The organism is Lysobacter sp. 22409 (assembly GCF_052045105.1).
Lineage (GTDB): Bacteria > Pseudomonadota > Gammaproteobacteria > Xanthomonadales > Xanthomonadaceae > Lysobacter > Lysobacter antibioticus_B.
The window spans coordinates 1-22,890 of record NZ_JBQEOE010000044.1 but is presented as its reverse complement, the minus strand read 5'-3'; the positions used below and the strand labels follow the sequence as shown (position 1 = coordinate 22,890).

Annotated in this window: 15 protein-coding genes; 8 read left to right on the top strand and 7 right to left on the bottom strand. The window is 67.9% G+C overall.

The annotated features are described in order from the left end of the window. The first annotated feature begins 18 nt into the window (after positions 1-18). The 7 genes from ACTJJK_RS19170 to ACTJJK_RS19140 all read left to right on the top strand — a co-directional run bounded on the left by ACTJJK_RS19170 (position 19) and on the right by ACTJJK_RS19140 (position 11,420). Positions 19-897, top strand: a complete 879-nt coding sequence (locus tag ACTJJK_RS19170) for a LysR family transcriptional regulator (protein WP_031372808.1) — start codon at positions 19-21, stop codon at positions 895-897. A gap of 322 nt (positions 898-1,219) precedes the next feature. Then, the gene (locus tag ACTJJK_RS19165; protein WP_440730979.1) at positions 1,220-3,499 is read left to right on the top strand and encodes a TonB-dependent receptor; all 2,280 of its coding nucleotides are present in this window, start codon (positions 1,220-1,222) and stop codon (positions 3,497-3,499) included. Positions 3,500-3,756: 257 nt separating this feature from the next. Further along, positions 3,757-5,043, top strand: a complete 1,287-nt coding sequence (locus ACTJJK_RS19160) for a serine hydrolase domain-containing protein (RefSeq protein ID WP_440730978.1) — start codon at positions 3,757-3,759, stop codon at positions 5,041-5,043. Next, positions 5,040-5,981, top strand: coding sequence for a ribokinase (locus tag ACTJJK_RS19155; RefSeq protein WP_440730977.1), 942 nt, complete (start codon positions 5,040-5,042; stop codon positions 5,979-5,981). The genes ACTJJK_RS19160 and ACTJJK_RS19155 overlap by 4 nt, the downstream gene beginning before the upstream one ends. Positions 5,982-5,991: 10 nt before the next feature. Next, a complete protein-coding gene (locus ACTJJK_RS19150) occupies positions 5,992-8,187 on the top strand; it encodes a formylglycine-generating enzyme family protein (protein WP_440730976.1) in 2,196 nt (731 codons plus the stop codon). Then, a complete protein-coding gene (locus tag ACTJJK_RS19145) occupies positions 8,184-10,076 on the top strand; it encodes a glycoside hydrolase family 127 protein (RefSeq protein ID WP_440730975.1) in 1,893 nt (630 codons plus the stop codon). The genes ACTJJK_RS19150 and ACTJJK_RS19145 overlap by 4 nt, the downstream gene beginning before the upstream one ends. A 132-nt stretch (positions 10,077-10,208) precedes the next feature. Then, entirely contained in the window at positions 10,209-11,420 is a 1,212-nt protein-coding gene (locus ACTJJK_RS19140; protein WP_440730974.1) for a CaiB/BaiF CoA transferase family protein, read from the top strand. Between the two features lie 79 nt (positions 11,421-11,499). Here the strand turns inward: ACTJJK_RS19140 and ACTJJK_RS19135 are convergent, their stop codons facing one another. The 7 genes from ACTJJK_RS19135 to ACTJJK_RS19105 form a co-directional block, all read right to left on the bottom strand. Next, positions 11,500-12,204: a phospholipase D-like domain-containing protein gene (locus ACTJJK_RS19135; protein WP_440730973.1), complete on the bottom strand. Its 705-nt coding sequence runs from the start codon at positions 12,202-12,204 to the stop codon at positions 11,500-11,502. A 15-nt stretch (positions 12,205-12,219) separates the two neighbouring features. Next, the gene (locus ACTJJK_RS19130) at positions 12,220-17,598 is read right to left on the bottom strand and encodes a DNA repair ATPase (RefSeq protein WP_440730972.1); all 5,379 of its coding nucleotides are present in this window, start codon (positions 17,596-17,598) and stop codon (positions 12,220-12,222) included. A 121-nt stretch (positions 17,599-17,719) separates the two neighbouring features. Beyond that, positions 17,720-19,783, bottom strand: a complete 2,064-nt coding sequence (locus tag ACTJJK_RS19125; RefSeq protein ID WP_031372817.1) for a flotillin family protein — start codon at positions 19,781-19,783, stop codon at positions 17,720-17,722. A 54-nt stretch (positions 19,784-19,837) separates the two neighbouring features. Further along, complete coding sequence (locus tag ACTJJK_RS19120) at positions 19,838-20,551, bottom strand: hypothetical protein (RefSeq protein ID WP_031372818.1); 714 nt, start codon at positions 20,549-20,551, stop codon at positions 19,838-19,840. A gap of 52 nt (positions 20,552-20,603) precedes the next feature. Then, positions 20,604-21,317 (bottom strand): PspA/IM30 family protein, encoded by a 714-nt coding sequence (locus ACTJJK_RS19115; RefSeq protein WP_031372819.1) that lies wholly within the window; start codon positions 21,315-21,317, stop codon positions 20,604-20,606. Continuing rightward, the gene (gene bacA / locus ACTJJK_RS19110; protein ID WP_031372820.1) at positions 21,317-21,940 is read right to left on the bottom strand and encodes a biofilm formation regulator BacA; all 624 of its coding nucleotides are present in this window, start codon (positions 21,938-21,940) and stop codon (positions 21,317-21,319) included. The genes ACTJJK_RS19115 and bacA overlap by 1 nt, the downstream gene beginning before the upstream one ends. Before the next feature lie 365 nt (positions 21,941-22,305). Next, positions 22,306-22,551 carry a hypothetical protein gene (locus ACTJJK_RS19105; protein ID WP_440730971.1) on the bottom strand — a complete coding sequence of 82 codons (246 nt, stop codon included), beginning with the start codon at positions 22,549-22,551 and terminating at the stop codon, positions 22,306-22,308. Here ACTJJK_RS19105 and ACTJJK_RS19100 point away from each other — a divergent pair. After that, positions 22,550-22,890 (top strand): hypothetical protein (locus ACTJJK_RS19100; RefSeq protein ID WP_440730970.1); only part of this gene is annotated, 341 nt, incomplete at its 3' end. The two genes, ACTJJK_RS19105 and ACTJJK_RS19100, sit on opposite strands and share 2 nt — an antisense overlap.

The window sequence follows — 22,890 nt, the reverse complement described above, 5'->3', positions numbered from 1 at the left end:
CGACGCCAGCGAGAGGTCATGGAAACCCAATTTCTCAACACCTTCGTGACCATCGTCGACCAGGGTTCGATGGCCGCGGCGGCGCGCGTGCTCGGCATCACCCCGGCCGCGGTGGCGCAGCAGATCCGCACCCTGGAGCGCGAGATCGGCGCGCCGCTGATCGCCCGGGTCGGCCGCACCGTCAGCGTCACCGAGGAAGGCGCGCGGATCCTGCCGCGCAGCCGCGAGCTGTTGCGCAGCGTCGCCGACCTGCGCAGCGTGGCCAACGAAAGCGAGATCTCCGGCGAGCTGCGCCTGGGCGCCTGCCCGACCGCCCTGGCCGGCATGCTGCCCGACGTGCTCGCACGCATGGTCGAGACCTTTCCGCAGATCAACGTCTTCATCAAGCCCGGCTACTCGGCCGACCTGTACCACGCGGTGGAACAGGGCGACCTGGATGCGGCGATCGTGCTGCAGGCGCCGTTCCCGCTGCCTAAGACCTGCGAATGGCAGCTGCTGCGCGAAGAACCGTTGATCGTGCTGGCGCCGGCATCGATGGCCGAGCGCGATCCGCACGACCTGCTCGCCAACGAACCGCTGATCCGCTACGACCGCCACCAATGGGGCGGCCGCCAGGCCGACGAATACCTGCGCGCGGCCAACATCGTTCCGCGCGAACGCTTCGAGCTCAATGCCCTCAACGCCATCGCGGTGATGGTCGACCGAGGCCTCGGCGTGTCGCTGGTGCCGGACTGGGCCAGGCCCTGGCCGGAAGGCCTGAACATCGCGCGCATCGCGCTGCCCGATGCGTCCGCCAAGCGCTGCATCGGCATCGTCTGGTCGCGTTCGAGCGTGCGCGTGCGCCTGGTGACCGTGCTGCTGCAGGAAAGCCGCAAGGCGATGCAGGCCAAAACCTGAGCGGGCACGCGGCGCGAACGGCGGGCGCGAAGGGCGAACGCGGAGGCGATGCGCGCGAACGCGGACCACGCCTGTGTTCGTTCGCATGCTGCACCGCCGCAAGAAAACCCTGATTCTCAAGCAACAAATCCTAGTCTCTGAACATAGTCCGCGACGGTTCTATGCGCGCAGTCGAACGCATAGGCTCGCACTCACTCCGGGGACATGCGATGTCGGGGACGTCGCCACAAGGACGCGGCCACGCCGCCGTCGCTCGACGCCGGGGTTCATGCGTACGCCGTTGCGGCGCGCGCCGCCAACCGCAGCCTGGACGGGATACGACATGCTCAAGCCACTCACCGCCGCGATCAGCAGCATCCTGCTGCTTTCCGCCATCGCCGGTTCCGCCAGCGCGCAGGAGGCCGCGGCGAGCGCCGACGGCAACGACGCTGCGGCCGACCGGGCCGCGGTCGATCTCGACAACGTGGTGGTGACCGGCACGCGCAGCCCGAAGGCGGTCGACCGCATTCCCGGTGCGATCACCCTGGTCTCGAAGGAAGAAGTGCAGCGCAACCTGGTGCTGACCGAGGACGCGACCGCGGTGTTGGCGCGCTCGGTGCCGGGCTACGCCGAATCCTCGCAGGCGATGAGCAACACCGGCGAAAACCTGCGCGGCCGCGTCGCCCTGCGTTTGTTCGACGGCGTGCCGCAGGGTTCGCCGCTGCGCGAAGGCACGCGCAACGGCACCTTCACCGACATGGGCATCGTCGGCCGCATCGAAGTGATCAACGGCCCTTCCGCGTCGGAAGGCATCGGCGCCGCCGGCGGCATCATCAACTACCTCTCGGCCGCCCCGACCAAGGAAGGCAACGAGTTCACCGTCGTCTCGCGCTACACCACCCAGTTCGAGGACGACAGCGAGGGCTGGAAGCTCGGTTTCAACTTCGCCCGCAAGGCCGGCAACTTCGACCTGCTCGCCAGCGCTTCCTTCCTCGACCGCGGCATCACCTACGACGGCAGCGGCCGCCGCATCGGCATGAACACCAGCGGCTCGCTGGCCGACACCGAGTCGCGCAACCTGTTCCTCAAGGCCGGCTACGCCTTCGGCGAGGACGGCGTGCAGCGCATCGAAGGTTCGGTCAGCCACTTCAACATCGAAGGCAAGGCCAACTACGTGCAGGTGCTGGGCTGCCGCCCGGACGAGGCCGCACTGTGCGGAGCCACCCGCACCAACACCTCCGAGCGCGGCAGCATCTTCGGCTCCAAGGCCGCGATCAACGATTTCAAGCAGTACCAGCTCACCTATATCCATTCCGACTTCTTCGGCGGCACCCTGACCCTCAACGGCTACCAGGCCGACCAGGAGATGCGCTACCTGCCCGAGAACACCATCGACAAGCAGGATCCGCTGATCGGGCCGTCGGGCTCGATCTACGACCAATCCGAAATCGTCACCAACAAGAAGGGCCTGCGCACGTCCTGGGCGCGGCCCTCGCTGTTCTCGGTCAGCGGCCTGGAACTGCGGCTCGGCTTCGACCTGGTCGAAGACACCGCCGAACAGCGCCTGGCGCTGACCGACCGGCTGTGGGTGCCGCCGATGGAGTACAAGAGCCGCGCACCGTGGGCACAGCTGTCCTGGGACATCGGCCCAGTCACGCTCAGCGGCGGCATCCGCCGCGAAGACGGCGAGCTGCACGTCGACGGCTACACCACCACCTGGTACCGCGACCGCCGCCACGTCGACGGCGGCACCCTGGACTACCAGGAGAACCTGACCAACTTCGGCGCGGTCTGGCGCATCACCGACGGCTGGTCGGTGTTCGGCTCCTACGGCGAAGGCTTCACCCTGGCCAACGTCGGTATTCCGCTGCGCAACATCCAGTGCTCCAACGACCCGGGCGACACCCAGCCCGACGGCTGCCCGAACGATCCGCGCATCGGCGTCGCCGACTTGCTCGACCTCAACGCCATCGTGGTCGAGAACACCGAATTCGGCTTCAACTGGCGCGGCGAACGCGGCGCGTTGAGCGCTTCGCACTACGACTCCAAATCCGACTACGGCCAGTCGCTGGCGATCGATCCGGCCACCAACGATTTCGTGTTGCTGCGCGCGCCGGTGCGGATCAAGGGCTACGAATTGTCCGGCGACTGGCGCTTCAACGAGGCCTGGCGCTTCAGCGCGGTGTATTCGCACACCCGCGGCAAGACCTCGTTCTGGGCCGCCGACGCCGCCGGCCGCTTCGGTGCGGGCGGCACGAACAAGCCGATGGGCGTGCTCGACATCAACCCCGACAAGTTCGCCTGGACCCTCACCTGGAAGTTCCACCCGCGCGGCGACGTCAGCCTGGGCGCCACCACCTTGTTCTCGCGCACCCTGTCCGCCAGCGACGTGCGCGGCTTCGACGGCGCGCGCTTCAACTTCAAGGAAAGCACCCGCGGCTACACCTTGTTCGACCTGGGCATGAACTTCGATACCGAACGCTACGGCAAGTTCTCGCTCGGCATCGAGAACCTGTTCGACAAGCAGTACATCCTGAGCTGGTCGCAGCCGCCCGGCGGCTTCCAGAACTACTGGGCCGGTCGCGGCCGCACCTTCTCGCTCACGCATACCTTCAAGTTCTGAACCGTCTGCCGCCCTCGCCGCGTTTCCCTCGAACCGCCCCCGGACCGACGCCCCCGCCGTCGTGTCCGCGGCGGTGGCTTTTTGCCGGCGTTGGCGGGCGACGGTGGCCTTTTGCCGGCGCCGAAGGGTGGCGCCGGCGCTTCGCGGGGGTCGCAGCATTGGCGCTGGCCGGCGCCTGCATCGGGTCGTCGGCGGCGGCCGACGGCCATGCCGCCCCATCGCCCCGGGGAGCAAACGTCTCCGAGCTGCACCGGTTCATGCGCGCGGTCACCGGCGAGGACGGCTATCTCGGCGCGGTCACCCTGATCGCGCGCGACGGACGCATCGTCGACTGGCAGGCCTATGGCCACCGCGACCTGGCTCGCCGCGCACCGATGCGGCGCGATGCGATCTTCCGCCTGTATTCGATGACCAAGACCATCACCTCGGCCGCGCTGATGCTGCTGGTCGAGCAAGGGCGGATCGGGCTCGATGACCCGGTGTCGGCGTATCTGCCCGAACTGGCGCGGCCGCAGGTCGTCGTCGGCGGCAGCGTCGATGCGCCGCGCCTGCGCGATGCCGCAGGCGAGATCAGCATCCGCGAATTGCTCACCCACACCGCCGGCTTTCCGGCCGGGCTTGAAGGCGACGAGCTGGCGATGGCGATCGTGCGGCGCCACGACCCGCATGCGGCCGCCGACCTGCAAGGCTTCGTCGAACGCCTGAGCCGCGCGCCGCTCGCCGCCGATCCGGGCACCCGCTTCGGCTACGACGGCGCCGCGCTGGAAGTGCTGGCACGGGTGATCGAAGTAGTCGCCGAGCAGCCCTTCGATGCCTTCCTGCACGAGCGCATCTTCGTGCCGCTGGACATGCGCGACAGCGGATTCGAGGTGTCGCCTACGCAGCGCGAACGCGTGGTCGACCTGACCCGCATGGGCGACGACGGCCGGCTGCGGATCGCCGACGGCCCGAGCGCGCGCGAACCCGGCGTGCGCTTGAACCTCTACCCGAGCGGCGCCGGCGGGCTGTATTCGACTGCGCGCGACTACGCTCGTTTCGCCCAGATGCTGCTCGACGGCGGCTTGATCGCCGCGCCGTCGGCTGCACTGCCCGATGCCGATGCCGACGCGCCTGCGGCGTCAGCTTCGCGCGATACCGACCCACCCGGCCCTGCGGCGTCGGGCACGGGCCCGAACGCCCGGCCGCGACCGCGCTTGCTGCGCGCCGACACCGTCGCTGCGATGCTGCGCAACCAACTGGGCATGCTCGATCCGCCGGTGAACCAATACAGCGCCGGCGAGGGCTTTGGTTTCGGCGGTTATGTCGTGATCGACCCGGCCAAGCGCGACCGCCCCGGGTCGCGCGGGCAGTTCGGTTGGTCGGGCGCGGCCTCGACGACCTACGCGATCGACCCGCAGCACCGATTGATCGCCATCGCCTTGTTGCAGCATCTGCCGCACGGCGAGGCGCGGCGGGATCTGCCGCGCATCGGCAGCGACTTCTATCGGCAGGTCTATCGCGCCTTGCAGATCCCAGCCCGCGCCGAACCGGAGACGACGAAATGAGCGCTGCGCTGTCCTCCTGCGTCCTCGTCGCCGGCTCGGCCAACCTCGACTTCGTGGTCCGCGCCAGCCACGTGCCGGCGCCCGGCGAGACCGTGCTCGGCCGCGAGCTCGCTTTGTTCCCGGGCGGCAAGGGCGCCAACCAAGCCGTCGCCTGCGCGCGCGCCGGCGGCGCGCCGACACGCATGCTGCTCGCCCTCGGCAACGACGCCCACGCCGCGCCGATCGAGCGTTCGCTGCGCGAGGCCGGGGTCGAGCCGCACATCGTGCGCGTCGCCGACCGGGCCACCGGCACCGCCTTCGTGTGCGTGTCCGACGACGCCGAGAACGCGATCACCGTCGCGCCCGGCGCCAACGAGGCCCTGCGCGGCGAGGATCTGCCCGACCTCACCGGCGTCGGCCATCTCTTGCTGCAGCTCGAATCGCCCCTGGCCGCGATCGAAGCCTGGGCGCAGCGCGCGCGCGCCGCCGGTGTCCGCGTGGTATTGAACGCAGCGCCGGCACGGCCGCTGCCGAGCTCGTTGCTGGATGCGATCGATCTGTTGATCGTCAACGAAGGCGAACTCGCCGTCCTCAGCGGCATCGCCGGCGACCTCGACGCTGGGCTGGCGCGCATTCCGACGCGCGGCGTGGTGGTGACCCTGGGCGCACGCGGCTGTCGCGCGCGCCTCGACGGCGAGCACCTGCATCAGGCCGCCTTCGCCGTCAGCGCGCTCGACACCACCGCCGCCGGCGACACGTTCTGCGGCACACTGGTCGCGGCGCTCGCGCATGGCCTGAGCTTCGCCGCCGCGCTGCGCCGCGCCTGCGCCGCCTCGGCGCTGGCCTGCACCCGCGCCGGAGCGCAGGCCAGCGTGCCGAGCCACGACGAGGTCGAGCGCTGGCTCGCCGGAGCTGATTCGATGCCGGCCGCCGTCACGTCTTTCCCGCTCCAGGTTTAGCGACGCCCCCATGACCCAAGCGCCCCGCCCTCCCGATTACCACGCCGCCGACGCCACCAGCGAAGACGAACGCCCGCTCGTGCGCACCGAGTACAAGTTCTCGCACGTCACCACCCAGCGCTACCTGCCGCTGCCGGGCAAGGCGCCGGGCTGGCCGTTCGCCGAGATCGGCCATTGGAAGGTCGACGTCGACGCCACCCTCGACGACTGGATCGCCGAGCTCAGCGACTGGCGCCGCGAACACCTGATCCGCATCGGCTACGACGACGCGCACTATCGCCGCCCGGAACTGCAATGGGCGCAGCGCAATTTCGTCCATGCCCAGATGATGGCCGAGGACCGCTATTTCTACGACCCGGTCGCCGGCCGCTACACCGTCGATCGCTATCTCGACGATCTCGAACGCCGCTACGGCGGCATCGACAGCGTGCTGATCTGGCACGTGTATCCGAACATCGGCGTCGACGACCGCAACCAGTTCGACCTCGCCGCCGACCTGCCCGGCGGGCTCGACGGTCTGCGCGGCGCGATCGCCGATTTCCATCGCCGCGGCGTGCGCGTGTTCCTGCCGACCATGCCCTGGGACCAGGGCACCCGCGACAGCGGCCGCAAGGACTGGGAGTCGGTGGCCCAGCTGGTGCAAGCGGTCGGCGCCGACGGCGTCAACGGCGATACCTACAACGGCGTGCCGCGCGCGTTCTTCGACGCCTGCGACGCGCTCGGCCACCCGGTGGTGCTGCAACCCGAATCGACCATCAGCGCCGAGGAGGCGCTGATCTGGAACGTGCAGAGCTGGGGCAAGAAGGCGCCCAACGAAGCGATCCCGCCGGTGGCCAAGTTCAAGTGGCTGGAACCGCGCCACATGATCAACTACGAAAACCGTTGGGGCCGCGACCGCAACCACGACCTGCAGTACATCTTCTTCAACGGCATCGGCTACAACGCCTGGGAGAACGTCTGGGGCTTGTGGAACCAACTCGGCGAACGCGATGCCGAGAGCCTGCGCCGCATCGCCACGATCGAACGAACATTTCCCGCCCACTTCGTCAGCGCCGACTGGCGTCCGTACGCGCACACCCTGCAGGCCGGCGTGTTCGCCAGCCGCTTCCCGCACACGGGCAGCAGCGTGTGGACCCTCGTCAACCGTAACGAGTACGAAGTCGCCGGCGAACAGATCGCGGTCGACCACGTCGACGGCGCGCGCTATTTCGACGCCTGGAACGGCGTGGCCCTGCAGCCGCGGCTCGATGGCGGCCGCGCGGTGTTCGACTTCGTGCTCGAAGGCCGCGGTTTCGGCGCCGTGCTCGCGCTGGCGCCGGGCGCCGAGATCGACGGCCTCGACGCCTTCCTTGCCCGCATGAACGAATTGGCGGCGACGCCGCTGCATCGCTACTCCAACCAGTGGCGCGCCTTGCCGCAACGGCTGGTGCCGATCGAGCCGGTCGCGGCCGCCGCGACAACGCCGCCGGGCATGATCGAGATCCCGGCCGGCGAGTTCGATTTCGTCGTCGGCGGCATCGAAATCGAAGGCCAGACCTGGGAAGGCGTCGACGTCCAGTATCCGTGGGAAGACAGTGCGCGCCGCAACCATCGCAAGCGCATGCGCCTGCCGCGCTTCTTCATCGATCGCACTCCGGTGACCAACGCCGAGTACCAGCGCTTCGTCATCGACAGCGGCTATGTCCCGCGCGATACGCACAACTATCTGCGCGACTGGGTCGACGGGGCGCCGCGCCCGGGCTGGGAACGCAAGCCGGTGACCTGGGTGGCGCTGGAGGATGCACGGGCCTATGCGCAGTGGGCCGGCAAGCGCCTGCCGCGCGAGTGGGAGTGGCAATACGCCGCGCAAGGCCACGACGGCCGCCGCTATCCCTGGGGCGAGGACTGGCGCGACGACGCCGCGCCGGCGCCCAACCGCGGCCGCCGCCTGCGCGCGCCCGACGACGTCGACGCGCATCCGGCCGGCGCCAGCCCATTCGGCGTGCTCGATCTGGTCGGCAACGTCTGGCAGTGGAGCGACGAGTATCTAGACGAGCACACCCGCGCGGCGATCCTGCGCGGCGGCAGCGCTTACCGGCCGCAGACCTCGCACTGGTACTTCCCGCAGGCCTACCGGCTCGACCAGCACGGCAAGTACCTGCTGATGGCGCCGAGCAAGGACCGCTCGGGCTGCATCGGCTTCCGCTGCGCGGTCGATGCCGCATGAGCGCCGACACGCATCGCGGCGCGCCCGCGCTCCAGGCCGTCGAGGTCCGCCTCGGCGGCCTGCTCGGCGAGGCCCTCGATGCCAACCGCCGCGGCCGCCTCTCGCATTTCATCGTCGACGAGCACAGTCCGGCGATCGCGATCTTCGCTCCGCAACACAGACAACAAAACCTCGAAGGCGATTGGTACGGCGAGCATGCCGGCAAGTGGCTGATCGCCGCCGCCAAGGCCGCCGCGCGCAGCGGCGATGCCGGGCTGCGCGCGCGCCTGCTCGGGGTCGCCGACTTCCTGGTCTCGACCCAGGAAGACGACGGCTATCTCGGCACCTACGCGCCGGAACGCCGCTTCATGCGCAAACAGCCGCCCAAGCCGGGCACCTGGGACGGTGCGCCGAGCGTGCGCACCTGGGACATCTGGACCCACGCCTATCTGATCCTCGGCCTGCTCGAGGTGCATCGCCACTTCCCTGAGCCGCGCTATCTCGACGCGGCCCGGCGCATCGGCGATCTGTGCCGGCGCACCCTGGCCGATGGCGCCATCGACATCAACGAACTCGGCAACCACCACGGCCTGTCGGCGACGGTGTTGATGGACCCGGCAGTCGAGCTGTACTTCGCCACCGGCGAGCAGGCCTATCTCGAACTCGCACTGACCGTGCTCGAGCAGGCCGAACGCAATCCGGACCTGCGCCTGTTGTCGCAGGCGCTGGACGGCACCGACGCGGCGCAGATCGCCACCGGCAAGGCCTATCAGCTGGCCTGGAACCTGGTCGGCCTGGCCAAGCTGCATCGCGCCACCGGCGAGCCGCGCTACCGCCGCGCCGTCGAGAACCTGTGGCGCAGCATCCTCGAGCATCACCTCAGCCTCGGCGGCGGCCCCTGGGGCGGCGTCGCCCAGCGTTCGCGCGAGGTGTTCAATCCGGCCGGCGTGTTCGATCCGCACGGTTACGTCGAAACCTGCTCGACCCTGGCCTGGATGCAGTTGAACCGCGAATTGCTCGCGATCACCGGCGAGGCGCGCTACGCCGAGGAGATCGAACGCTCGGCCTATAACGACCTGCTCGGCGCACAGGCGCCCGACGGCGAGAACTGGTGCTACTACGTGTTCCCGAACGGGCGCCGCGTGCACACCACGTACTGGCGCTGCTGCAAATCCAGCGGCGCGATGGCGGTCGAGGAGATTCCCGGCGTCGCTTATGCGCAGGTCGGCGAGGACGCCATCGCGGTGAATCTGTACGGACCGGGCTCGGCGCGGATCGGGCTGCAGGGCGCCGGCCGGGTCGACATCGAACAGGACACCGCCTATCCCTTCGACGGCGCGATCCGCCTGCGCGTCGACCCCGAACGCAGCTCGCGTTTCCGCATCAAGTTGCGCATTCCTTCCTGGGCCGCGGCGGCGCAGGTGTCGGTCGACGGCGTCGCCGCCGACGCGACGATCCTCGCCGGCGACTACCTCGTCATCGACCGCGAGTGGAGCGCGGGCGACGAAGTGCTCGCGCAGTTCCCGATGGCCCCGCGCACCCACACCGCGATCCATCGCAACGTGCAGGAGTCGCGCGCGCCCGACGGCAGCGCGGTGGCGCAGGAAGTGCTGCGTTACGAATACCTCGCCGTCGCCTGCGGGCCGCTGGTCTATGCGACCGGCCTGATCGACGGCTTCAAGACTGAGGAAACGCTGCGCCTGCCGTCGGCGGCGCAAAGCGATTGGCTGCGATGGACCGGTCCGGACGCGATCGAAGCGGTGCCGCGCATCGAACTGCATCCGGGCTACCGCGCGCCGCTGGTGTTCCGTCCGTATTACTGCGCCGGCGGCCGCGTCGACGGCGCCTGGCGCCTGACCTGGATGTCGCTCGCGCCCATGCCCCTGCGCTCATCGCCGCCCGTCCCGTGACTGCACGCACAGTCCACACCGGCCAAGCAAGAATTTGTGCTGCGAGAACATATGCCGCGTGGCTGTTTCGACCGCGGCGACAGGCGCAGAGTGAACCCGGCATCAGGCTCTAGGCTTTCGGACGCGCACCGCATGGACTCCATCCCCCCCGACCCGACGTCCGAGCGCACGGCCCCGGCCGGCCCGCTCGGCGGCATCCGCGTACTCGACCTCAGCGCCTACATCGCCGGCCCCTACGGCTGCACCCTGCTCGCCGACCAGGGCGCCGACGTGATCAAGATCGAGCCGCCCGACGGCGACAACCTGCGCCAATACCCCTCCACCCTGGCCAGCGAAAGCCGCGCCTTCCTCGGCGTCAACCGCAGCAAGCGCGGCATCGTCCTGGACCTGAAGCGCCCGGCCGACCACGCCGTGCTGTTGCGCTTGGTGCGCGATGCCGACGTGCTGGTGCACAACTTCCGCCCGAGCGTGCCCAAGCGCCTGGGCATCGATTTCGAGCGCCTGCAACTGATCAACCCGCGCCTGATCTATTGCGCGGTCAGCGGCTACGGCGAGAGCGGGCCGATGAAGGACAAGGCCGGTTACGACCAGGTGCTGCAGACCATGACCGGCATGTGCGCTCTGCAAGGGCGACGCGGCGGGCCGCCGGAGATCATCTACGGCTCGGTGGTCGACTACTACGCCGCCGCCCTGCTCGCCGCCGGCGTGTCTTCGGCCTTGTACGAGCGCGAGCGCAGCGGCCTGGGCCAGTTCGTCGGCGTCTCGTTGCTGCGCAGCGCGCTGACCATGCAATCGGCGCGGATGATCTGGGCCGACGGCGAAGGCCTCGACATCGGCCGCGATATGCGTTCCGGCGGCGTCACCGGTATCCACCCGACCCGCGACGGTCACATCTACATTTCCGCCAACACCGCGCGCTTCTGGAAATCGCTGTGCGAGAAGACCGGCCTGCACGAACTCGCCGACGACCCGCGCTACGACAGCGTGCGCAAGCGCGCGCAGGCGGTGGCCGAGATCGTGCCGCGCCTGCACGAAGCCTTGGCGCGGCGCAGCGCGATGGAGTGGGAAACGCTGTTCGGCGACGAAGTGCCCTGCGCTGCGGCGCGCCGGATCGAGGACATGTTCGACCACCCGCAAGTGCTCGCCGAAGGTATCGTCGGCCCGATCCAGCATCCGCAGGTCGGGCGCTACCGCGGCGTCGCCCAATCGATCAAGTTCGGCCGCACCCCCGGCCCGACCCCGTTCGCCGCGCCGATGCTCGACCAGGACACCCAGGCGATCAGGGACGAGCTGGCCGACCGCGGCGCGGTGGCCTTGGGGCGCCGCGGCACCGCGCAGGGTTGAAAGGCCCGCATTGACGCCGCAATGCCGAGCGAGAGCGGCTTAGAAACGCCGCCAGTCCGGCGCTGGCCTCGATCCGCGCTCAGTAGCGCGCCGCATCCGCTGCCGGCACGAACTTCTCCCACAACTCCTCGAACTGCCCGGCGAAGCAACGCACCAGATTGGCGTCGTCGGTTACCACCAGGTTCTCTTCGTTGCTGGTGGTCGCGCTGCGGGTCCAGTTGAAGCTGCCGTTGGCCAGCACCCGGCCGTCGAACAGCGAGAACTTGTGGTGCATGTGGAAGGGGCTGTCGTCGATCCGCACCGGCACGCCGGCCTCGCGCAGGCGCAGCACGTCGCTGCCTTCGTCGAACTTCTTGTCGTTGTCGCTGATCAGGCGCACGGCGATGCCGCGGCGGTGGCAGGCGAGGATTTCTTCGCTGAGGCGGTCGTCGGAGATCGTGTACACACAGATGTCGACGCTGCGCTTGGCGCCGCGGCACAACTCGCGCAGTTTGCGCAGGCAGGCGTCGCCGGGGGCGAAATAGGCGCTCGACACCACCGTGGGCGCAGCGACCACGTCGAGGGTCTTGATCACCTGCTCCAGCCAGCGCAGGCCGTCGAGGGCATGCACCGGCTCGCCGAGCATCAGCTCGCGGGTCATGTCGAAGGCGCGGTTGCGCAGATAGCGCACGCGTTCGCTGCCGAGTCCGGCGCCGAGTTCGCGCAGCTCGAACTTCTCCTCGTTGTCGAGGGTGCGGTCGGCGATGCTGTCGCGCAAGGTCTGATCGAGTCGGCCGAAATCCATGTCCCTGCCCATTCCTTAGCGTTGGATCCGACCGTTGAGTCGGTCGGCAAATTCGTTGAGCGCACGCTGCAGCTCGCGCTGCTGCTCGGTCATCTCGGCGCGTGTCGGCGCGTCGTCGACGTCGCGCTGGCCCAGCCGCTTGAAGATTTCGACCAGCGCCTCGTTGAGGCGGGTCTGGCGTTCGCTGCTGTCCTGCAGGTGGTTGACCAGCGGATCGAAGGCCGACTGCAGCGACGGCACCAGCGAGGTTTGCAGCGACGAGCCGAGACCGCTCAGCACCTTGCCCAGATCCGGCGCCGGGGCGGCCGGGGTCGCCGGCGGTTGCGCCTGCGCTTGCGCCACGCGTTCCAGCGCCGCGAGGATTTCCTGCCACGGCGCCGATGGCGCCGGCTCGGCACGGCTGGCGGCCTGAGTGGCCGACTGATCGAGCGAGCGCACGCTCTCGACCAGGTCGTTGAGCTGCGCCACGACTCGGGTGCCGACATCGGCGTCGCCCGCGCCCATCGCCTTGTTGCGCTGGAAGTCGCGTTTGATCTGGGCCCAGCGCGCGGCCTGCGTCTCGTCGAGGGTGCCGCGCATCTCGCCGAGCTTGAGCAGGTTCTCCTCGGCGCCGCTGGTCAGCAACTGCGCCTCGCCGAGGTAGTGGTCGCCGATCAACTGCTGCAACTCGGCCTCGTTCATCACCGGCGAGATCTTCTCGGCGAGCTTGTTCATGTTGCGATAGCTGCCCTGCAGCTTGAACGGCGGCTCGGTGCGGTAGCTCTCGGCCTGGGCGGCGCTGGCGATGTATTGCTGATTGACCCGGTAGACCACGTCGCGCACCTTCACCAACCGCTCCAGGGTGGCGACGATCTCGTTGATCTCGGCGCCGCTGTAGGCATGGCTGAGTTCGTTGGCCGAGAACGGCTTGCCCTGGGCCTTGTCGACGAAGCGATACAGGTCGGCCATCTCGCGCGTCGCCAGCGGCGCCAGCACCGGGTTCGAGGTCAGGCTGTTCTCGATGTAGCTGAGCACAAACGAGGCTTCCATGCCGCCGAGCACGTCGCCGAGGTTATAGATGTCGGCGCGGTTGGCAAGCATGTCCGGGATCTTGAAGACCTCGCCGGACTCGGTGTACGGGTTGCCGGCCATGACCACGCAGAACTTCTTGCCGCGCATGTCGTAGGTGCGGGTGCGGCCCTTCCAGACGCCTTCGATGCGACGGGTGCCGTCGCACAGGGAGATGAATTTCTGCAGGAACTCGGGATGGGTGTGCTGGATGTCGTCCACATACAGCATCACGTTGTTGCCCATCTCCAGGGCCAGGTTGAGCTTGTCGAGTTCCTGGCGCGAGGTCGCATCGGGCGCCTGCTCGGGGTCTAGCGAGCGCACCTCGTGGCCCAGGGCCGGCCCGTTGATCTTCATGAAGATCAGGCCGAGCCGGTGCGCCACGTATTCCATCAAGGTGGTTTTGCCGTAGCCCGGCGGCGAGATCATCATCAGCAGGCCCATCAGGTCGCTGCGCTTGCTTTCGCCGACCGTGCCCATCTGCTTGGCGAGGTTGTCGCCGATCACCGACAGGTAGACGTCGTTGATGAGCTTGTTGCGCACGAACGAGGTCAGCGGGCGCGGCTTGAACTCGTCCAGGCGCAGGGCGTGGCGCTCGCGGCCGACGATTTCCTGGCGCAAGGCCTGGTAGCGCTGGAAGCCGGGGACGAAGGTCTCGCGGTGGTGGCGCAGGCGCGCCGACCAGTCGTCGATGGCCAAGGTCATGCGGCCCTCGGCAATGCGCGGATGCTCGCCGAGCAGCCCTTGCACCGGCGCGCTCAGGTCGACCTCGGTGATCTTCTTCGGGAAGCGTTCGTCGAGCAGCAACAAGGTCGCCGCTTCGGCGGCATAGGCCGCGACCGGAGCGAGTTCGGGCGAACGCGCCAGCGCCTCGACCCAGTTCATCGCCAGCGCCCAACGTGCGGAGACGCGGTCGCCGAGGCCGTCCAGAGCCTGGACGAAGCCATCCCACATCCGCGCCGCGGTGAGTTTCTCGCGCAACGCCTGCAGCAGTTGCTGGGCGTACTTGCTGAACACGAATTGCGGGTGTTCGGCCGACAGCTCCAGCACCAGGTATTCGGCGGCGCGCGGCGTCAGCGCCGGGTCGATCGCCAGGGTCTGCTGCTGGGCATAGCCGGTCATCGCCGCGGCGATTTCGGCGCGCAGCGATTCCAGGCCCGCGGCGCTGGCGAACAACTGATGAATGTCGCGCGCGGTGCGCGCGCGTTCCGGCCATTGCCGGGCGTCGGTTTGTTCGCCGACCTGCGACCAGAACAGCGCCGCCCAGGCGCGCGCGGCCGGCTCGAAGCCGAGGCTGCCGGCGCTGTCGCGCAAGGGCAGCAAGGCCTGCAGGATCAGGCTGGCGTCGTGGTCGTGGATGCCCTTTTCGTAGCCTTCGCGATAGCGCGGCGCTGCGAAGTCGCGCACGCTGCGCGCGAGCGCTTCCGGCTGCGCCAGTTGCTGACGCAACAGGTCCAGGCTGAGGCCGTCGCGGTTGGCGCTGGCCGCCTCGATCACCAGGCCGGCCAGGTACTCGCCGCGATACAGCTGCGGCGATTCCGAATCCATCGACACGCCCCAGTAATCGCGTGCGGCATCGAGTTCGGGGTTGCGCAGCGGCTCGAAGAAGTCGGTGCCGGTCAGGTGCAGGTTGAGCACGTCGCCGCGCGGCAGCAGGGTCAGGTCGAGTTCCTGGGTGTTGACGCTGAAGCGGTGGCGCGGCCCCAGCTTGATGACGTTGCCGCCTTCCTCGAACAACTCACTGCGGTCGCGCAGCGCGCGCACCGCCTGGTCGCGCGCGCCCTTCAGGCGCGCCTCGACGTCGTCGGCCTTGACGCTGTCCTTGAGCGTACGCAGGCGCTCGGCCAGTTCGCGCAGCTTGAGGATCAGCGGGTCGCTGGCGAAGAAGGCGTTGAGCTCGTCGCTGCCGGCGAAGCGCGCGGTGCGCCGGCCGAGGCCGTCGAGGATGCGGGTGGCCGCATCCATCACCGCCTGGGCCTTGCGCTGGCGGTCGTCGAGCAGGGTCTGCTTGTGCGCTTCGAAGGTCTCGAGCAGTTCCTCGCGCTTGGACAGGATGTCGCCGAGGAACGCCTCGTGCTCGCCGAACTGACTTTCCAGTTCCTCCAACTGCACCATCAGCCGCGACAACTGCTCGTCGGCGCGCTCGGGGTCCTGGGCCAGCGACAGGGCGCTGGCGATGCTCTGTCCGAACAGGGTGAACTGGGCGCCGAACTGGGCCACCGACTCGCTCGACCCCAGGCTTTTGCGACGCTGCTCGGCGCGCGCCTTGGCCTGGTTGAGCTTGGCGTAGATCTCCGAGATCGATTCGACGATGCGGGTGCGCTGGGTGGCGTCGTCGACCTTGAGCGTCGCCATCAACGCCGACAGCATGTCGAGGTCGCCCGACATCGCCTGCATCTGTCCGATCGGTTCGAGCAACTGCGCCACACTCACGGCCTGCTGGGCCTGCGCTTCCAATGCGTGCAAACGCTCGGCCAACGGCAGCAGGGCCTTGTCGCCGGCGAGGAAGGCGCCGGTCGCCGCGGCGGTGCGCTCGTGCGCGGCGATCAGCGCCTGTTCCATCGCATCGATGCCGGCGACGTCGATATAGCGGTAGTCGCGGATCGTGAGCAGATGGCCGCGCTGCGCGGTCAGGCCGTTGAGGGCGTCGACGAACTCCTGCACCCGCTCCCAGTTTTCCGGCTGCAGGGCGTCGAGCAAGGCTTTCTGGCGCGTGCGCGCCTCGGCCATCGCGCGCTCGGACTGGCTGCGGATGCCTTCGACTTTCTCGTACTCGTCGAGCACCGACTCGGCGGTCGCGGCGATCTCGCGCAGCAGCGGCGCGGTACCGGCGCAGGCGGGGTCGGACAACCAATGGTGGGCGTCGAACAAACGGCGGGTGTTCTGCGCCAGCAGGCCGTAACGCTGCGCCGAGACTTCGGTGGCCTCGATCTCGCGCGACAGGCTCATCAGCTCGGACACGCCGCGCACCAACTCGGCGTTGCCGATCTTGCCCATGAAGCTGTTGCCGGCCGGCTGCTTGGCGGCGAATTCGTCGCTGTAGTACGGCGTCTGCCAGACCTGCATCGGGTGCACGCGGGTCGGCTCGTCGCTTTCGGTGGCGAAGATCACCATGCGTCCGTCTTCCAGGCGCGCATAGCCATGGCCGAAGATCGGCGTTTGCAGGCGCCGCTCGATCATGTTGTAGGTGAACATCGCGGTGCGGCCCTGCTCGGGCTCGTAGAACAGGTACAGCACGTCCTCGCCGTTGGGCGAGCGGATGGTGCGCTTGAAGCGCATGCCGTCCATCGCCTGGTCGAAGCGCTTGTGCTCGCCGTTCTGCAGGTAATAGCCGCCCGGGAAGATGATGCCGTGGTCTTCGGGCAACTGGATGCAGGCCAGGCCGATCTCGTCCAGGCGCACCACCTTGCGGGTCAGGGTGTTGAAGACCAGGTAGCGCCACTGTTCTTCGCGGTACGGCAGGATCTTGAGCAGGATCAGGCTGCCGACGCGGGCGTAATCGACTTGGGCGTCGTCGAGCGATTGGGTCTTGTCGGCGACCGGCTCGCGGTAGATGCCCTGGCCGTCCTCGGTGTTGTTCTCGATCTTGACCGTGAGGTCGCCGTTGACGGTCTCGACGAACACGCTGTCGAGAATGTTCAGATGCGGGTGGCGGCCGTTGACCACCATCTCGCGGGTGGCGCGGGTCCACTCGAAATCGAACGGCGCCGGCAGGGCGATGTCGCGCTCGCCGCGGTTGTCGATGTAGGTCACCTCGCCGCCCGGCGCGATCGCCCAGCGGAACACGCGCAGGTCGGTGATGCGCTCGCCGATCTGGAACGCGGCCAGCAGTTTGCCGTCGCGCACGATCAGCTGGATCAGGCGGGTGTTCTTGTAATACGCGTACAGCTCGCGGAAATCCTGGGCGAAGCTGTCGATGCCGAGGAAGCTGCCCTTGAGCTCGACCGGGGTGACGTCGTAGCCCTCCGGCCCCTGCACCAGCTTGTACAGCGCGAACACATCCTCGACCCGGGTTTCTTTCTTGAGCCCGAGGAAGACGTTGTAGCCGAACACCAGGCAGTCGCCGACCTGAACGATGTCGCGCGCGACGCAGTTGTTCTCGGTGCGCAGGCGGAAGCGCCCGACCACCTCCATCTGGCTGCTGCCGAACTCGTCGAGGCGCTGCTGGTTCAGGCCCTGGGCGATGTCGCGCAGGCGCTGGCCCTGTTCGGCCAGGCGTTTGCTCAAAACCTCATAAGCGCCGCCCTGGGCGACCGCCTGGTCCACGGCTTGATTCGCCGCCGCGCTGGTGGCGCCGCCGTCGTTCGCGTTCTCGCCCGTCGCCGTGCCCGGCTTGGTGTCCGCCATGTGTCCGTCCTAACGATCCTGCCGGCCGCGCGCTGAGCGGCGCCGCCGGCGTGCTGCCATGCGCCGCCGATGGCGGCGGCGCGTTCCTTGGTCCGTGTTGCTGGGTTCCGGCCGCGAGCGGTCAGGAGTCCAGCACGGTCTCGCTGGAAGCCTTGCCTTCGCCCTTGCCGTCGGACTTGCCGTCCGACTTGGCCAGTAAACGCTGCAGCACGTCCTGCACGATCGGGCTCTTGCCGGCCACACCCTCGATCGCCTTGCCGACCGACAGCGCCTTGGCGAAGGAATTGAAGAACTCGCCTTCGCCGCCGACGATGTCGATGTTGGCCTTGCTGAGCGCGGCGGCCAGCACGTCGGCCTGCTCCTTGGCGACTTCCTTGTTGGCCTCGATCGAAGCGATCGCCTGCTCGAAGTTCTTCTCCAACTGCATGCGGAACTCTTCGTGCGAGCGGGCCTGGTCGCTCAACGAATCCAGCGCGCCGAACTTCTGCGACAGGCCTTCGGCCTCGGACTTGAACTTCTGCAGCAGCACTTCGGCTTCCGACAGGCCCAGGTCCTTGGTCGCCTTGGCCTTGGCCGCGCCGAGTTGCTCGTCGCCGCGCGCCTGCGCGAACAGGTTCTCTTCCAGCACCTTGGCGTCGGACAGGCCCTGCTTCTGCTTGGCGTCGGCCTGCGCTTCGATCACGCGCGCCTGCGCCAGGCCCTTCTCCTGCTCGCCGCGGGCTTCCGCGGCCAGGGTCTCGGCGATCACGCGCGCCTTGGCCATGCCTTCCTTCTCGCTCGCCGCGGCGGTGACTTCGCGCACCCGCGCGTCGGCCAGGCCGGGCGCGGCGCGCTCGGCCTCGATGCCTTCGGCCAGCTTCTTCTTGGCTTCGGACTGCTTGCCGGCCGCTTCCAGCTCGGCCTGCGCCAGCACCGTCATCTCGCCGGCGCGGTGCTTGGACGCGGTCTCGTTGGCCTCGGCCTGCTTGACCTGGCGCACCAGCTCTTCCTCGGCCGCGGCCTGCGCATTCAGCACCGTCACCTGCTTGGCGCGATCGGCCTCGGACACCGCGCGCACTTCCTTGATGCGCTCTTCTTCCTGAGCCACGGTCTTCTCGACCGCGATGCGCTCGCGGATGACGTTGGCGATTTCCTTGCGCTGTTCTTCCAGCGCCTTTTCCTTCTCGATCCGGTTCAGTTCGACCTCGCGCTCGCGCGAGACGACTTCCAGATCCTTGGCGCGGGTGACCTTCTCGACCTCGATCACCACCGCGCGCTGGCGGTTCTGCTGGGCCACTTCGACTTCGCGCTGGCGGTTCTGCTCGCGGATGTCGAGCTGCTCCTGCACCGAGATGCGCGCCTGCTCGGACTTCAGCCGCTCTTCTTCCTGCACCTTGGCGGTTTCGGCCTGCTCGCGCGCCTGGATGGTCTGGATTTCGCGCTTCTGCCGCGCCTCGGCGTCGGCTTGCTGGCGTTCCAGGGCGAGCATGGCCTCGCGGGTTTCTACGTTCTTCTTGGTGATCGCCAGCTGCTCGTTGCGCTCGAGCTCGTTGGTGATGACGTTCTGCGCCGCGGTCAGCTCGGTGATCTTGCGGATGCCCTCGGCGTCGAGGATGTTGGTCGGGTCGAGCGAGGACTTCGGGGTCTGCTCCAGGTAGTCGATGGCGACGTCTTCGAGCACGTAGCCGTTGAGGTCGTTGCCGATCACCTCGACGATGCGGTCGCGGAATTCCTGGCGGTTCTCGAACAGCTTGACGAAGTCGATCTGCTTGCCGACCGTCTTCAGCGCCTCGGAGAACTTGGCGTTGAACAGCTCATTGACCGCGGTGCGGTCGGAGGCGCGGTCCACGCCGATCGACTTGGCGACCTTGAGCACGTCCTGCTGGGTTTCGTTGACGCGCAAGTAGAACGCCACGGTGATGTCGGCGCGCATGTTGTCCTTGCAGATCAACCCGTCCTTGGCGCGGCGGTCGACCTCCAGGGTAATCAAGGAGATCTTCATGAACTCCTTCTTGTAGATCACCGGATACACCAGCGCGCCGGTGAAATGCACCTTCGGCATGGAGGACATGTCGTTGACGATCAGCGCCGTGCCCTGCGGGACCTTGATGTAGAAGGCCTTGAACATCATCAGCAGGACGAACACAACCAGAATGCCCAGACCCACCAGGGTCAGGACCATGAAAATACCCGACGGAAAATTCATTCTTGCATCTCCCTATGACTCGACTTCGATACGGATGGCGGCGACCGACGAGGGTCAGGCGCCGCGGAATTCGTCTTCGCTGACCACGCGGTAGGCGTTCTGGTCGGCGAGGTACTCGATCAACACCACGCGGTCCCCGCGCTTGAAACGTTCGCCGCCTTCGTCGCGGATCTGCAGGATCAGGCCGGCGCCGCCGTCCTCGATGGCCGCGGTGCCGGTGACCCGGGACACGCCCGGGCTGCGAATCACCGCGGTCTGGCCGAGCAGCGGCCGCGGCGGCTCGGGCTGCATCTTGCGCAGCAAGCGCCGCACCGGACGCAGCGCGAACGCGGCGACCGGAATCGCCAACACGAAGGCGACCACCAGCGCGACGATGTCGGCGACGAAACGCAGGCCGCCATCCGGCAGCAGGCGCAGCAGATACAGGTCGGCGAGGTAGGTCAGCGCCCAGGCCGTGGCGACCAGCACGCTGAGCACGACAGTCACCGGAATGCCGCCGAGCCCCAGGCGCATCAGGGGATCGAACACGCTTTGATGGTGATGGGCGCCGTCGGCCAGCGATTGATCGCCGAGCGTATGGCCGTGCGCCGGGCCGTGGACATGGCCGTCGCCGCCGAAGTGGCCATGGCCGTGGCCGAACAGACCGTCGGCTACGTCCATGCCGACCAGGCCGAGCGCCGACAACAGCCAATAGCCGACCACCACGCCCAGCAGGACGGAGTAGAACGCCGTTGGAAACGAAAACACGATCTGCAGAAACTCGATCATCACCCCTCCCTCCCCGCGTGCCGCGCTCCCTGCGGCGCCTCCATGAAACCGGTCAGCCCGGCAGTTTCTGTCGCAGCCGCAGCAACACCGCTTCGGCGCCGGCATCGTCGGCGATGATGCCGGCCTCGCGCAGCTTGCGTTCCAGCGCGTCGGAGCCGTCGTGGCGCGCCAATTCGGTCGCCGCCTCCATGCGCGCGCCGCGCTCGGCCTGCTTCTGCTTGATCCGCGCCAACGAGTCGACCGCGGTCTGCAAGCGGTTCTGCGGCCCGGCATAGCGATGCGCGACCGCGGCCTGCGCGCGCTGCATGCTCTCGGTGGCCTTGACCGTGTCCAGTTGCTGCTTGAGACGGCGGATATTGCCCTCGGCCATGGCGATGGCCTTGCGCAGCTCGGTGGCGCTCAGCGCCAGTTGCTGCACGTGGCGCTCGTCGTCGCCGCGGCCGGCTTCGAGCAGCACGATCTTGTCGGCGACTTCGCGCGCCAGCGATTCGTCGCCGGATTCCAGCGCCTTGATTGCATAGGTTTCGTATTCGGCGACCTTGTCGCTGGAGTCGCTCAAGCGCCGTTGCGCCAGCGAATGGCGGGCGATCAGCTCGGCCAGCGATTCGCGCGAGCGGCGCAGCTCCAGATCGCAGTCGCGGATCTCCTGGTCGAGGATGCGCAGCGCCTGGCTGTCGACCCAGGCCTCGCCGAGCTCGCGCGCACCGCCGCGGATCGAGGTCAGCAGCTTGCTCCAGATATTGGCGGGCGGATCGGACGTCGACATCAGGCCACCTCCAGCAGCTGCGTTTCGTAGGCTTCGGTCGCCTTGATGACGTTGTCGGCGAGGGTCTCGATTTCGTAGAGCACGTTCGACAGCGACGAGGCCGCGCTGAGCGCACCGAACATCATGTACACCGCTTCGCCGTCGGCGAGGGTCTCGATGCCGATCGTCGACAGCGGGAACACCTTGTGGGTGCGCAGCACTTCTTCGTTGAACGCCGAGGCGTCACGCACGTGCGCGACCGGCCACAGCAGCGCCTCGACCACGATTTGTTCGCCGACCACGGCCACGAACAACGGCAGGTCGCCGTATTCGGCCATCACCAGGTGCAGGCTGGGTTCGGCGCCGTCGATCAGCTCGATCTGCGAATCGCCGTAGATGAATTCTTCGTCCTGCGACAGCGCATCGTACAAACCCGCGGCCGTCCAGACCTTGCCATCGCTCATCGCGCCCTCCGCGCGTCCTCGCCCCGACACCGCACCGCGCGGCTGCCGCATCCGTCGCTCCACCGCCATGAGCTCCTCGGAAAATTCCGGCAGCACCCACAGTTCCTTCTTGACCAGCCCCTTCTCGCGCAATCGTTCGCGATGTTTGCGCTGGTAGTAGGCGGAGGATCGACGTTCCATGTCATTCACGATAAGTCATCACATGTGACACTGGCAAGTATGACATGTGATATGCCGACGAACGGCGGGGAGTGGCGGCGGAGGCCAGGCATACCTTTTACTTCAATCACTTAAGTAGCGACTCGAGGCGACGAACACTCCGGCGCCACCTAGGCCGCGCCTCCCCACGACCCGAGACGACCAGCTACCGACAGCGACGCCGCGACCGGCAAGTTCGCGGTCGCGGCTTGCGACGCAACCATCTCGACTGCAGATGACCGACGCGAATCCCGAATCCCGAATCAAAGGATGCCGACAGACACGATCGACCCGCACGCCATCGCCGCGACCCGGCCGTTGCCGACCGGATCGCGACGCGGAACGTCTCAGGCGGAAATGCCGTGCAGCTTGCGCGCCTCGTCGATGCGGCGCTTGACGTCGGCGTCGAGCGTGCCGAGCTCGGCCTGCTTGAAGATATTGCCGAGCACGCGCTTTTCGTCGTCGTCGACGATCTGGTCGCGCAGCGCCAGGTCGAGCAGCTTCTGCAGTTCGGCGACGTCGAGCGTGCCGTCGTTGGTGAACACCGGGATCGAGGCGAGAGCGATCTCGAGGTGGCTCTTGGGCTGGGCCATGGCGGCAACTCCGTTGCGGTGGGTGAAGTCCTGGACGCGACGGCGGTCTAGGCGGGCGCGTGATGGGGTCGACTATAGCAAGCCCGAGCTCCGCGGTAGCGGTCATCGAGGACTGGGCCGCATCGTTGCCGTTGCCGTTGCCGTTGCCGTTGCCGTTGCCGAGATTTTGATCTGCATTGCCGCTTTTCCGCTTTTCCGCTTTGCTGCTTTTCCGCTTTTCCGCTTTTCCGCTTTGCTGCTTTTCCGCTTTTCCGCTTTTCCGGTCAACAGTAGACCCGGAGGGCGGCGCACAGGACGTGCGCCGTTTTTCGATAAGACAGGGACGTCTTATCGAAAAAT

Bases quoted from the DNA above. Each gene is read 5' to 3' on its own strand.
- ACTJJK_RS19155 (WP_440730977.1), top strand. From the start codon at position 5,040: ATGAGCGCTGCGCTGTCCTCCTGCGTCCTCGTCGCCGGCTCGGCCAAC.
- ACTJJK_RS19170 (WP_031372808.1), top strand. From the start codon at position 19: ATGGAAACCCAATTTCTCAACACCTTCGTGACCATCGTCGACCAGGGT.
- ACTJJK_RS19135 (WP_440730973.1), bottom strand. From the start codon at position 12,204: ATGGATTTCGGCCGACTCGATCAGACCTTGCGCGACAGCATCGCCGAC.
- ACTJJK_RS19145 (WP_440730975.1), top strand. From the start codon at position 8,184: ATGAGCGCCGACACGCATCGCGGCGCGCCCGCGCTCCAGGCCGTCGAG.
- ACTJJK_RS19160 (WP_440730978.1), top strand. From the start codon at position 3,757: ATGCGCGCGGTCACCGGCGAGGACGGCTATCTCGGCGCGGTCACCCTG.
- bacA (WP_031372820.1), bottom strand. From the start codon at position 21,940: ATGGAACGTCGATCCTCCGCCTACTACCAGCGCAAACATCGCGAACGA.
- ACTJJK_RS19115 (WP_031372819.1), bottom strand. From the start codon at position 21,317: ATGTCGACGTCCGATCCGCCCGCCAATATCTGGAGCAAGCTGCTGACC.
- ACTJJK_RS19105 (WP_440730971.1), bottom strand. From the start codon at position 22,551: ATGGCCCAGCCCAAGAGCCACCTCGAGATCGCTCTCGCCTCGATCCCG.
- ACTJJK_RS19125 (WP_031372817.1), bottom strand. From the start codon at position 19,783: ATGAATTTTCCGTCGGGTATTTTCATGGTCCTGACCCTGGTGGGTCTG.
- ACTJJK_RS19165 (WP_440730979.1), top strand. From the start codon at position 1,220: ATGCTCAAGCCACTCACCGCCGCGATCAGCAGCATCCTGCTGCTTTCC.
- ACTJJK_RS19150 (WP_440730976.1), top strand. From the start codon at position 5,992: ATGACCCAAGCGCCCCGCCCTCCCGATTACCACGCCGCCGACGCCACC.
- ACTJJK_RS19130 (WP_440730972.1), bottom strand. From the start codon at position 17,598: ATGGCGGACACCAAGCCGGGCACGGCGACGGGCGAGAACGCGAACGAC.
- ACTJJK_RS19140 (WP_440730974.1), top strand. From the start codon at position 10,209: ATGGACTCCATCCCCCCCGACCCGACGTCCGAGCGCACGGCCCCGGCC.
- ACTJJK_RS19120 (WP_031372818.1), bottom strand. From the start codon at position 20,551: ATGATCGAGTTTCTGCAGATCGTGTTTTCGTTTCCAACGGCGTTCTAC.